Source organism: Pseudoxanthomonas koreensis (genome assembly GCF_010093225.1).
GTDB classification, from domain to species: domain Bacteria; phylum Pseudomonadota; class Gammaproteobacteria; order Xanthomonadales; family Xanthomonadaceae; genus Pseudoxanthomonas; species Pseudoxanthomonas koreensis.
In genome coordinates, this window is record NZ_PDWM01000032.1 from 1 (window position 1) to 11,676 (window position 11,676).

General features: G+C 70.0%; 12 protein-coding genes. 10 read left to right on the forward strand and 2 right to left on the reverse strand.

Annotation, left to right across the window (positions count from 1 at the left end):
- The 4 genes from CSC64_RS10290 to CSC64_RS10305 all read left to right on the forward strand — a co-directional run.
- Window positions 1-569: OmpA family protein (locus CSC64_RS10290; RefSeq protein WP_162435237.1), on the forward strand; the 569-nt coding region annotated here is incomplete at its 5' end.
- A 152-nt stretch (window positions 570-721) separates the two neighbouring features.
- Complete coding sequence (locus CSC64_RS10295) at window positions 722-1,228, forward strand: hypothetical protein (RefSeq protein WP_162435238.1); 507 nt, start codon at window positions 722-724, stop codon at window positions 1,226-1,228.
- 10 nt (window positions 1,229-1,238) lie between these two features.
- Window positions 1,239-2,051 carry a pseudouridine synthase gene (locus CSC64_RS10300; protein ID WP_162435239.1) on the forward strand — a complete coding sequence of 271 codons (813 nt, stop codon included), beginning with the start codon at window positions 1,239-1,241 and terminating at the stop codon, window positions 2,049-2,051.
- 88 nt (window positions 2,052-2,139) lie between these two features.
- Window positions 2,140-2,634: a hypothetical protein gene (locus tag CSC64_RS10305; protein WP_162435236.1), complete on the forward strand. Its 495-nt coding sequence runs from the start codon at window positions 2,140-2,142 to the stop codon at window positions 2,632-2,634.
- 31 nt (window positions 2,635-2,665) lie between these two features.
- Here CSC64_RS10305 and kbl read toward each other — a convergent pair whose 3' ends face one another.
- Window positions 2,666-3,865, reverse strand: coding sequence for a glycine C-acetyltransferase (gene kbl, locus CSC64_RS10310; RefSeq protein WP_162435240.1), 1,200 nt, complete (start codon window positions 3,863-3,865; stop codon window positions 2,666-2,668).
- Window positions 3,866-4,041: 176 nt separating this feature from the next.
- On the opposite strand from kbl, the gene CSC64_RS10315 reads away from it, so the two are divergent.
- The 6 genes from CSC64_RS10315 to CSC64_RS10340 all read left to right on the forward strand — a co-directional run bounded on the left by CSC64_RS10315 (window position 4,042) and on the right by CSC64_RS10340 (window position 10,412).
- On the forward strand, window positions 4,042-5,496 hold the full coding sequence (locus CSC64_RS10315) for an OprO/OprP family phosphate-selective porin (protein WP_162435241.1): 1,455 nt from the start codon (window positions 4,042-4,044) through the stop codon (window positions 5,494-5,496).
- A gap of 28 nt (window positions 5,497-5,524) precedes the next feature.
- Complete coding sequence (locus tag CSC64_RS10320) at window positions 5,525-6,550, forward strand: sulfate ABC transporter substrate-binding protein (RefSeq protein WP_162435242.1); 1,026 nt, start codon at window positions 5,525-5,527, stop codon at window positions 6,548-6,550.
- Between the two features lie 34 nt (window positions 6,551-6,584).
- Window positions 6,585-7,478: a sulfate ABC transporter permease subunit CysT gene (cysT, locus tag CSC64_RS10325; protein WP_274381670.1), complete on the forward strand. Its 894-nt coding sequence runs from the start codon at window positions 6,585-6,587 to the stop codon at window positions 7,476-7,478.
- A 1-nt stretch (window position 7,479) separates the two neighbouring features.
- Entirely contained in the window at window positions 7,480-8,442 is a 963-nt protein-coding gene (gene cysW, locus CSC64_RS10330; RefSeq protein ID WP_162435243.1) for a sulfate ABC transporter permease subunit CysW, read from the forward strand.
- Window positions 8,443-8,451: 9 nt separating this feature from the next.
- A complete protein-coding gene (locus tag CSC64_RS10335; RefSeq protein ID WP_162435244.1) occupies window positions 8,452-9,507 on the forward strand; it encodes a sulfate/molybdate ABC transporter ATP-binding protein in 1,056 nt (351 codons plus the stop codon).
- A 197-nt stretch (window positions 9,508-9,704) separates the two neighbouring features.
- Complete coding sequence (locus CSC64_RS10340) at window positions 9,705-10,412, forward strand: TorF family putative porin (RefSeq protein WP_162435245.1); 708 nt, start codon at window positions 9,705-9,707, stop codon at window positions 10,410-10,412.
- A gap of 95 nt (window positions 10,413-10,507) precedes the next feature.
- On the opposite strand, the gene tdh is transcribed toward CSC64_RS10340, so the two are convergent.
- Window positions 10,508-11,542 carry an L-threonine 3-dehydrogenase gene (tdh, locus tag CSC64_RS10345; RefSeq protein ID WP_162435246.1) on the reverse strand — a complete coding sequence of 345 codons (1,035 nt, stop codon included), beginning with the start codon at window positions 11,540-11,542 and terminating at the stop codon, window positions 10,508-10,510.
- Window positions 11,543-11,676 lie beyond the last annotated feature (134 nt).

Consider the following 11,676-nt stretch of genomic DNA (forward strand, 5'->3'; position numbering starts at 1 on the left):
CCCCCGCCCCTGACCACGCCGGTCTCGCCGTGCGCGCCGACTGGCCCTCCCGCACGGTTGCCGCTGATCGAGGCGTCAGCGCCCCAACCGATGACGGTTCGGGCGACGGTCTGGCCTCGTCCGCCCTGGTGACCCCGGGGGGTCCGCCGCCGGTGGCCCCGGCACCGCCGGCCCCGCCGCCGCCGCCGCCGCCGCCGGTCGAGCCGCCGACCACCCCGATCAGCATCGACCTGAAGGGCGTGAACTTCGACTTCGACAAGGCGACCCTGCGTCCTGACGCGCTGGAGATCCTGGGCGAAGCCTCGGAGATCCTGCGTCGCTATCCGGAACTGCGCGTCGAAGTGGCTGGCCACACCGACCTGTGCGGCCCGGAGGACTACAACCAGAAGCTGTCCGAGCGTCGCGCCACCGCGGTCTACCAGTACCTGACCAGCAACGGCATCGATGCCTCGCGCCTGGCCGGTCCGGTGGGCTACGGCGAGAGCCGTCCGCTGGAGCCGACCGCGCAGACCATGCCGGGCTGCAAGAGCGAGACCAACCGCCGCACCGAGCTGAACGTCCAGAACTGACCGGACGCCAAGCTGCAGTACCACAAGGCCCGGCATCTGCCGGGCCTTGTTTTTTTGTGCGCGGTGGCCGCCGCAATACGTGCCGGCCATCCTTGTATCGGATGCCCCCACTACCTACACTCGGTCGCATCTGTTCCGTGGGAAATCCAACGATGCGCGCCTTCGCCACCGCCGGCCTGCTGGCCCTTGTCACCGTCCCGGCCATCGCCAACGCCGCGCAGGATTGCCGCGGTCCACTGGTGCAGGGGCCACTGGCGTTGCCGGCGACGGTCGCCGTCCCGGTCGCGTCCGAACTGGGGTCGCGGCATTCCCAGCTGGGCATGCCCAGCGGCGTGCTGGCGCAGCCGGCCGACGCGGCGCAGTCGCTGGACCGGGTGCTGCTGCGCCTGCGCATCGTCAATTGCCGCGACATCGCCCAGGCGCTGCCGGCAGCGCGCGCGGTAGCCAACCCCGGCGACCCGGCGGCCTACAAGCCCAAGACCCAGTACGACAACACGCCGTACCGCTTCAACATGACCCAGAACGGCAAGCGCATGACCGCCGACGATTTCGACGCGTGGCTCAAGGCCAACGGCTACAGTGCCGGCCGCCGCGCCGACACCGCGCCGGCCCCGGCGGCGCAGCCCGCCGCACCGGCGACCACGCCCGGCAAGAACTAGTACCGCGCGCATGGACGGGAAGGGTTCCCGTCCACGCCCGCCGCGCGTGAGCGGAGGTGCCGCTGGCGCCCCGCAGCGCAGGCATGGCCTGGCGCGGGTGATCTCGAAGGCGGGGCTGTGTTCGCGCAGCGAGGCGGCGCGCTGGATCGGCGAAGGCCGCGTGCGCGTGGACGGACGCATCGTCCGCGATCCCGAGTATCCGCTGCACGACGGTATGCGCCGCGTGCGCATCGACGGCGCCGGGGCGCCGCCGCCGCAACAGCGGCACTACCTGGTGCTCAACAAGCCGCGCGGGCTGGTCACCACCGCGCGCGACGAGCGTGGCCGCGACACCGTCTACCGCTGCCTGGAAGGATCGGGCCTGCCCTGGCTGGCGCCGGTGGGGCGGCTGGACAAGGCCAGCGAGGGGCTGCTGCTGTTCTGCAATGACCCGGAGTGGGCGGCCGCGGTGCTCGATCCACGCACCGGGCCGGACAAGACCTACCACGTGCAGGTCGACCGGGTGCCCGACGACGCCCTGCTGCGGGCCTTGCGCGAGGGTGTGGAAGACGATGCCGACGGCGCCCGCCTGCGTGCGAAGTCGGCCACGCTGCTGCGCAGCGGCACGCGCAATGCCTGGCTGGAGATCGTGCTGGACGAAGGCCGCAACCGGCAGATCCGGCGCCTGCTCGCCGCCTTCGACGTCGGCGTGCTGCGGCTGGTGCGGGTGGCGATCGGTGGCCTGCAGCTGGGCACCCTGGCGAAGGGCGCATGGCGCCCGCTCGGCGCGGCGGAACGGGATGCGCTGGCGCAGGTTGTGCGACCCGGAGCGGTCGCCAGCTGAGAACCGGTCCACAGATCCCGAACCGCGACGGTTTTCCGGCGCCTCCAGCCCGTAGAGTCCCCCCGTCTACACCGCGGGGAGTTGCGTCATGCGTCCACGTATCCGGGGATTCCAGCTGTTCGCGCTCGCGCTCGCGACGCTCGTGCTGGCCGCCTGCGCGGGGCGGGAGTCCAGGGCCACCACCGCAAAGCCGGCACCGGCAGCCGTCGCCAAGCCCGACGACCGCTATGGTCATCGCTTCCACATGGTCCAGAACGGCAAGCGCATGACCGCCGACGACTTCGATGCGTGGCTGAAGGCGAAGGGGTTGCGGGTCCAGGGCGGCAAGGTGGTGGCGGCTTCGCAGGGCGCCTCGGGCAACGCAGCCAAGGCCGGCGGCACGGCGAAGTCAGCGGCAAAGGGCGCGACGCCGGTGGCCAACGCCTCGTCGAGGCCTGCGGCAACTGCGAAGACCGCCGGTGCCGCGAAGGCAACGAAGGCAACCGGCGCTGCGAACTCGAGCGCGACCGGCAAGGCCAAGGCCGGGGCCAAAGAGGAAAAGGATCCCGTCGCCGTGACGACGACCCCGCCCCGCGGCCGCTGAGCGGTGGGGGCGGCCGCCGCGCCGCGATGACTCAGCCGCCGATCACGCCCAGTTCGCGGCCGATCCGGGTGAACGCATCGATCGCGCGGTCCAGGTGTTCGCGGGTATGCGCCGCGCTCATCTGCGTGCGGATCCGCGCCTGGCCCTGCGGCACCACCGGGAAGAAGAAGCCGATCGCGTAGATGCCTTCCTCGAGCAGGCGCGCGGCGAATTTCTGCGCCAGCGGGGCGTCGTACAGCATCACCGGGCAGATCGGATGGGTGCCGGGCTTGATGTCGAAGCTGGCCGCGGCCATGCGTTCGCGGAAGTACGTGGTGTTCTCCTGCAGCCGGGTGCGCAGGTCGCCGGCGGCGGCCAGCATGTCGACCGCCTTGATGCCCGCGGCGACCACGTGCGGCGGCAGCGAGTTGGAGAACAGGTACGGGCGCGAGCGCTGGCGCAGCAGTTCGATGATTTCCGCGCGCGCGGTGGTGAAGCCGCCCAGCGCGCCACCCATCGCCTTGCCCAGGGTGCCGGTGAAGATGTCGACCTTGTCCATCACGCCCTTGACCTCGGCCGAGCCGCGGCCGCTCGCGCCGAGGAAACCGGTGGCGTGGCATTCGTCGATATGGACCAGTGCGTCGTACTTCTTCGCCAGCGCGGTGATCTGGTCCAGCGGGGCGATGAAGCCGTCCATCGAGAACACGCCGTCGGTGGTGACCATGACGGTCCGCGCACCATCGGCGCGGGCCTGCTGCAGCTGCTTCTCCAGGTCGGCCATGTCGCAGTTGGCGTAGCGGTAGCGCCGGGCCTTGCACAGGCGCACGCCGTCGATGATCGAGGCGTGGTTGAGCGCGTCGGAGATGATCGCGTCGTTCTCGTCCAGCAGCGGTTCGAACAGGCCGCCGTTGGCGTCGAAGCAGGCCGCGTACAGGATCGTGTCCTGGGTGCCGAAGAAGCCGGCGATGGTCTTCTCCAGCTGCTTGTGCAGGTCCTGGGTGCCGCAGATGAAGCGCACCGAGGCCATGCCGAAGCCGTGGCTGTCCAGCGCCGCCTTGGCAGCGGCGATCACGTCGGGGTGGTCGGCCAGGCCCAGGTAGTTGTTGGCGCAGAAGTTCAGCACCCGGCGGCCGTCGGCCAGTTCGATCTCGGCCGACTGCGGGCTGGTGATGACCCGCTCGGCCTTGAACAGGCCCTGTTCGCGCAGGCCCTCCAGCTGCGTGGCATAGCGGGCGAGGGCGGCGTCGGACATGGCGCAAATCCTTATCGGAAAAGGAAAACGGGGATTTTAGCGGGTCGGCGCAGGCGACGCTGGCTTAATGCTGATCCGCTATAAGGGCGCGCCCCATATTCATTTCCCGCGCCGAACCTGAATAGGGAATATCCTCGCATCCGGCCAGCAGGCCCAACCCAGGTGGGAGCGGTTCCATGCAGCGACGCAATGAAGGACGAGGCGCGGGCGGTACACCGGTGGCCTGGCTGGCCGGAGCGCTGGCCTGCGCGCTGGCGGCCCCGGCCTTCGCCCAGGGCAAGAAGCCCACGGTGGAGGAGCTGCTGAGCCGCCTGGAGGCGCTGGAGCAGCGCTACGGTGGCCAGGCCGCCAACCAGGCCGACGGCGCCACCACGCTCGACCTGGCCGCGCTGGACCAGCGCCTGCGGGTGCTGGAGCGCAACCTCGAACTGCAGGAAGAGGCGAGGGTGGCGAAGGAGAAGGAGGCGCCGGTGGTCGCGGTCAACGACAAGGGCGCCTCGTTCAAGTCGGCCAGCGGCGATTACGAGCTCCGTTTCCGCGGCCTGCTGCAGGGCGACGGCCGCTTCTACAACAGCGGCGTGCCGGCGGGCACCAACGACACCTTCCTGCTGCGCACCGCGCGTCCGATCTTCGAAGGCACCCTGGGCAAGTGGGTCGGCTACCGCTTCACCCCGGAATTCGCCGGCGACAGCGCGACCATCGTCGATGCCTACGCCGACCTGAAGTTCTCGCCGGCCGCGACCGTGCGCCTGGGCAAGTTCACCTCGCCGGTCGGCCTCGAGCGGCTGCAGTCGTCCTCGGCGCTTTCGGCGGTCGAGCGCGGCATCGCCAGCGAACTGGCGCCCAACCGCGACATCGGCGTGCAGCTGCAGGGCGACCTCGGCGGCGGCCGCGCCAGCTACGCCATCGGCGTGTACAACGGCGCGGTCGACGGCCGCGATGCGCCCAGCACCAATCCGGACGACGACTTCGAGTACGGCGCGCGGCTGTTCTTCGAACCCTTCAGGAACGACGCCAGCGCGTGGTCGGGGCTGGGCTTCGGCATCGGCGCCAGCGTCGGCGACACCCATGGCAGCGGCAACAACTTCCTGCCGCGCTACCGCACGCCGGGCCAGGTGCAGTTCTTCAACTACCGCGGCACGGTGGCCGCCGATGGCCGCCGCACCCGCTGGTCGCCGCAGGCCTACTACTATCGCAACCGCTTCGGCCTGCTCGCCGAGTACATCGAGTCGGCGCAGGAAGTGCGCCTGGGCGCGGACACGGCCGAACTGGACAACACCGCCTGGCAGGCCACCGCCAGCTGGGTGCTCACCGGCGAGGACGCTTCGTACCGCGGCGTGGTCAAGCCTTCGCGCCCGCTCAGCCCCGGCAAGGGCGGCTGGGGCGCCTGGGAGCTGGTCGGGCGTTACGGCGAACTGGACGTGGACGACGGTGCGTTCCCGCTGTTCGCCGACCCGGCCGTGGCCGCGCGCAGCGCGCAGACCTGGACGGTGGGCGTCAACTGGTACCTCAACAGCAACCTGAAACTGGTCGCCAACTACCTGCAGACGGGCTTCGACGGCGGTGCCGCCGCCGGCGCCGACCGCACGGACGAGAAGGCGGTGTTCACCCGGCTGCAGGTCGCGTTCTGACCTGCCACCCCACAACCGGAGCATGCACATGAAGAACTTCCCACTCCGCGGGTCCGCGATCCGCCTCGGCGCGGCCGTGTTCGGCCTGGTCCTGGCGGCCGGCGCGATCGCCAGGGACGCGCAGCTGCTCAACGTGTCCTACGACCCCACCCGCGAGCTGTACAAGGACTACAACGCCGCCTTCGCCAGGCACTGGCAGGCGACCCAGGGCCAGAAGGTGGCGATCGAGACCTCGCACGGTGGCTCGGGCAAACAGGCCCGCGCGGTGATCGACGGCCTGGAGGCCGACGTGGTCACCCTGGCGCTGGCCTACGACATCGACTCGATCGCCGAGCGCGCGAAACTGTTTCCGGCCAACTGGCAGAAGCGCCTGCCGGAGAACAGCACGCCCTACACCTCGACCATCGTGTTCCTGGTGCGCAAGGGCAATCCGAAGGGCATCAGGGACTGGCCGGACCTGCTCAAGTCCGGGGTGTCGGTGATCACGCCCAACCCGAAGACTTCCGGCGGCGCGCGCTGGAACTACCTGGCCGCCTGGGCCTATGGCCTGAAGATCTTCAAGGGCGACGAGGAGAAGACCCGCAACTTCGTCGCCGCGCTGTTCCGCAACGTGCCGGTACTCGATACCGGCGCGCGCGGCTCGACCACCACCTTCGTCCAGCGCGGCATCGGCGACGTGCTGCTGGCCTGGGAGAACGAGGCGTTCCTGTCGATCGAGGAGCTGGGACCGGACAAGTTCGACATCGTGGTGCCGTCGTTGTCGATCCTGGCCGAACCGCCGGTGGCGCTGGTCGACCGCAACGTCGACAAGCATGGCACCCGCGAGGTCGCCCAGGCCTACCTGGAGTACCTGTACTCGCCGGAAGGGCAGAAGATCGCCGCGAAGCACTACTACCGCCCGCGCCACCCGCAGCACGCCGACCCGGCCGACATCGCCCGCTTCCCGAAGGTGGAGCTGGTGACCCTCGACGCGGTGTTCGGTTCGTGGTCCGCGGCGCAGAAGAAGCACTTCGCCGACGGCGGCGTGTTCGACCAGATCCAGGCGAAGAAGTGAGCCCTGGCCGATCCCTGCAGCCGTGGAGCCGGTAATGGGCGCCACCCCGGCCTTGCGCGAACCTGCCACGCCGCCTCCGGGCGGCGTGGCCGTGCGTGCGCGCCGCCGCCGCGTGGTGCCGGGGTTCGGCCTGAGCCTGGGCTACACACTGGCCTGGTTGGGCCTGATCGTGCTGATCCCGCTGGCGGGCGTGTTCCTGCATTCGGCGCAGCTGGGCTGGGACGGGCTGTGGCGGATCTGGACCGAGCCGCGCGTGCTGGCGGCGCTGAAGGTCAGCTTCGGCACCGCGCTGGCGGCGGCGGCGTTCAACGCGGTGATGGGCACGCTGGTGGCGTGGGTGTTCGTGCGTTACCGGTTCCGCGGCCGGCGCCTGTTCGACGCGATGATCGACCTGCCGTTCGCGCTGCCCACCGCGGTGGCCGGCATCGCCCTGACCGCGCTGTACGGGCCCAATGGCTGGATCGGCCGCTGGCTGGAAGCGATCGGGATCAAGGTCGCGTACACGCCGCTGGGGATCACCGTGGCGCTGGTGTTCATCGGCCTGCCGTTCGTGGTGCGGGTGGTGCAGCCGGTGCTGGCCGAGGTCGAGCGCGAGCTGGAGGAAGCGGCGGCCACGCTCGGCGCCGGTCGCTGGCAGACCGTGCGCCGGGTGGTGCTGCCGGCGGCCTGGCCGGCGGTGCTGGCCGGCTTCGCCCTGGCCTTCGCCCGCGGCGTGGGCGAGTACGGCTCGGTGATCTTCATCGCCGGCAACATCCCGCAGGTATCGGAGATCGCGCCGCTGCTGATCACGATCAAGCTGGAGGAATTCGACTACGCGGGCGCGACCGCGATCGCGGTGGCGATGCTGCTGTTGTCGTTCGCGCTGCTGCTGCTGATCAACACCCTGCAGGCGCGCCTGGTGCGCGGCGAGCGCAGGGGAGGAGGCTGACATGGGTGATACATTGGCCGGCGTCCTCGCTGTCGAAGGTGGACAGGTGAGCGTGCGCCGCCGCGAACGCAGTCCCGCCAAGCCGGCCTCGCCGACCACCGAGCCGCGCTGGGTGCAGGTGTCGCTGGTCCTGCTGGCGCTGGCGTTCCTGCTTTCGTTCCTGCTGCTGCCGCTGCTGCTGGTGTTCGCCGAAGCGCTGCGCGGCGGGGTACAGGCGTTCGCGCGCGCGGTCACCGAGCCGGATGCGCTGGCCGCGATCCGGCTGACCCTGCTGGTCACCGCGATCGTGGTTCCGCTGAACCTGGTGTTCGGCGTCTCAGCGGCGTGGGCGGTGACCAAGCACGAATTCCCGGGCAAGCGCTGGCTGGTGAGCCTGATCGACCTGCCGTTCGCGGTGTCGCCGGTGGTGGCCGGCCTGGTCTTCATCCTGGTGTTCGGTGCGCAGGGCTGGGCCTGGCCGCTGGTCGACGAGGGCTGGGACTTCAGCCTGCCGCTGCTCGGCCAGTTCCACCTGCAGCTGCCGAAGATCGTGTTCGCGCTGCCGGGCATTGTCCTGGCGACGACCTTCGTGACCTTCCCGTTCATCGCCCGCGAGCTGATGCCGCTGATGGAGCAGCAGGGCGCCGACGAGGAACTGGCCGCGCTGAGCCTGGGCGCCAACGGCTGGCAGACGTTCTGGCGGGTGACCCTGCCCAACATCCGCTGGGCGCTGCTGTACGGCGTGCTGCTGTGCGGGGCGCGGGCGATGGGCGAGTTCGGCGCGGTGTCGGTGGTGTCGGGCCACATCCGCGGCCGCACCAACACGCTGCCGCTGCATGTGGAGATCCTCTACAACGAATACGCCTACAGCGCCGCGTTCGCCGCGGCCTCGCTGCTGGCACTGAGCGCACTGGTCACGCTGGTGCTGAAAACCTGGCTGGAATGGCGCCATGGCGAATCGCTGGCCGCCAACCACCGCCACTGAGGAAGAGACATGGCGATCAGGATCGAACACCTCGACAAGAAGTTCGGCGCCTTCGCCGCGCTGGCCGGCATCGACCTGGAGATCCGCCAAGGCGAGCTGCTGGCGCTGCTGGGGCCTTCGGGTTCGGGTAAGACCACGCTGCTGCGGGTGATCGCCGGGCTGGAGCATCCGGACGCGGGCCGGGTGCTGTTCGGCGGCGAGGACGCGACCGGGTTGAGCGTGCAGGAGCGGCGCGTGGGTTTCGTGTTCCAGCACTACGCGCTGTTCCGGCACCTGACCGTGGCCGACAACATCGGCTTCGGCCTGCAGGTGCGGCGCGGTCGCGAGCGCTGGCCGGCGGCGAGGATCTCCAGTCGGGTCGAGGAGCTGCTGTCGCTGGTGCAGCTGCAGGGGCTGGGCGGGCGCTATCCGGCGCAGCTGTCCGGCGGCCAGCGCCAGCGCGTGGCGCTGGCGCGCGCGCTGGCGATCGAGCCGCGCGTGCTGCTGCTGGACGAACCGTTCGGCGCGCTCGACGCGCAGGTGCGCCGCGACCTGCGCGCCTGGTTGCGCCAGCTGCACGAGCAGACCGGGCTGACCACGGTGTTCGTCACCCACGACCAGGAAGAGGCACTGGAGCTGGCCGACCGCGTGGCGATCCTCAACCACGGCCGGATCGAGCAGCTGGCCACGCCGGCCGATGCCTACGACCGGCCGGCGTCGCCGTTCGTGTACTCGTTCGTCGGCGCGGTCAACCGCCTGCGCGGCCGCCGCCAGGGCGACCGCATCGAGGTCGCCGGGCTGTCGTTGCCGGCCGGCGGTTCCACGCATGCCGGTGCCGCACCGGGCGATGGTCCGCTGGACCTGTTCGTGCGCCCGGAGGACCTGCGCCTGGGCACGGGCGGCTGGCCGGCGACCATCGTGGCCAGCCAGCGCAGCGGCCCGCGCCTGCGCCTGCGTGCGCGGCTGGAAGAGGGCGAGGGCCAGGAGGTGGAACTGGAGCTGCCGGTCGATGCCGAGCGCGTGCATCCGCCGGGCAGCAGGGTCGACGTGCTGCCGGTGCGCTTCGGCGCCTTCCCCGCCGCGTAGAGCGGGGCTCGCCCTGCTGCCGTCTCGTCCCCGATGGCGTGCCCGGGAGGCGCGTCCGACCCCGTTTCCGGCACTTGACGGCGGGCAATGTTGCAACGCAGTATCGGGCTGGTTAATTATTTGTGAATCCGTGAGCGCAGTTGCGGAATGCCCACGGTTCCCCGCCCCGCAACAGCCCCCACGACAGGAGATGCAGGATGAAGCCGTTCAAGCTCGCCGTTTCGCTCGCCGTTGTGTTGTCCGCCCTTCCGTTCGCCGCACTGGCCGAGGAAGAGGAAGCTTCCTCGCCGTTCACCTGGTCGGTCGACCTGGTTTCCGATTACGTGTTCCGTGGTGCGTCGCAGACCGACGAAAGCCCGGCGTTGCAGGCGGGCCTCACCTGGAGCGCGGATTCCGGTTTCTACGTCGGCGCCTGGGGCTCCAACGTCGACTTCGGTTCGGGTGGCCCCGACGTGGAGCTGGACACCTTCATCGGCTACAACACCGACCTGGGCGACGACTTCGTCAACCTGGACGTGATGCTCAACCGCTACAACTACCTGGGCGGCGACGGCAGCGACCTGGCCTACAACGAGCTCTACACCGTGCTGACCTTCGCCGGTTCGTTCGCGCTGACCGGGACCTACAGCAACGATGTGTGGGCCTCCGGCGAGGATGGCTGGTACTTCGGCGCGGCCAAGACCTTCGAGCTGCCGTCCGACTACGCGATCGAAGTGAACGCCGGCAAGAGCGTGTTCGACAGCAGCGTGGCGCGCGATTACCTCGACTGGGGCGTGAGCGTCAGCAAGGCCTGGGGCAACTTCAGCGCCAAGCTGGGCTACGTCGGCACCGACAGCGACGGCGAGGCCAATTTCGGCGAGCTGGGCGACGACCGCGTGGTGCTGACGCTCAGCTACGGGATGTGACGGGATGCGGCTGCGTGCCGCTTTTCGTCCAAAGGGGAAAAAGGCGCCGGAAGGCGCCTTTTTTCTGGTCTACACCCTGGTGCGCGCGGGTGTGGTCAGGTCCAGCCGAGGACGACCTTGCCGGCCTTGCCCTGTTCCATCAGGTCGAAGCCCTGCTGGAACTCCTCGAACGGCAGCTGGTGGGTGAGCACCTTGCCCAGCGGGAAGCCGCCCAGTACCAGCTGGGTCATCTTGTACCAGGTCTCGTACATCTTGCGGCCGTAGATGCCCTGCACGGTGAGGCCCTTGAAGATGATCCGGTCCCAGTCCACGCCGGCGCCCTTGGGCAGGATGCCGAGCAGGGCGATGCGGCCGCCGTGGTACATGCAGTCGAGCATGTCGTTGAACGCGCGCGGGTTGCCGCTCATCTCCAGGCCGACGTCGAAGCCTTCCATGTGCAGGTCGTTCATCACGTCCTTGAGCGACTGGTTGGCGACGTTGACCACGCGGGTGGCGCCCATGTCGGCGGCCAGCTTCAGGCGGAAGTCGTTGACGTCGGTGACCACGACGTTGCGCGCGCCGATGTGCTTGCAGATGCCGGCGGCGATGATGCCGATCGGGCCGGCGCCGGTGATCAGCACGTCCTCGCCGACCACGTCGAACTCCAGCGCGCAGTGCACCGCGTTGCCGCAGGGGTCGAAGAACGCGGCCAGCTCCGACGGGATCGGGTCGGGGATCGGCCACAGGTTGGAGGCCGGCATCACGATGTATTCGGCGAAGGCGCCGTCGCGGTTCACGCCAATGCCGAAGGTGTGCGGGCACAGATGCTGGCGGCCGCCGCGGCAGTTGCGGCAGTGGCCGCAGACGATATGGCCCTCGGCCGAGACGCGCTGGCCGACCTTGTAGCCGGACACGCCCGGGCCCAGCTCGGCGACGCGGCCGACGAATTCGTGGCCGATTACCAGGCCGGGGCGGATGGTGCGCTGGGCCCATTCGTCCCACAGGTAGATGTGCAGGTCGGTGCCGCAGATGGCGGCCTTCTCGACCTTGACCAGGATCTCGTTGGGGCCGGGCACCGGCACCGGCACTTCCTCCATCCACAGGCCCTTGGCCGCTTCGCGCTTGACCAGCGCCTTCATCGTACGGGCCATCGTCTGCAACCTCGGGACAGGGGAAAGGGCGCACATTATAGGTTGCGGGCGAAACCGGAGTGGGGGCCGATGGCTGCGCGGATTCCCGGCGCCGGGGCCGCCCGTGTCGAAGGTCACGGGCCGGGCCGGAGCGG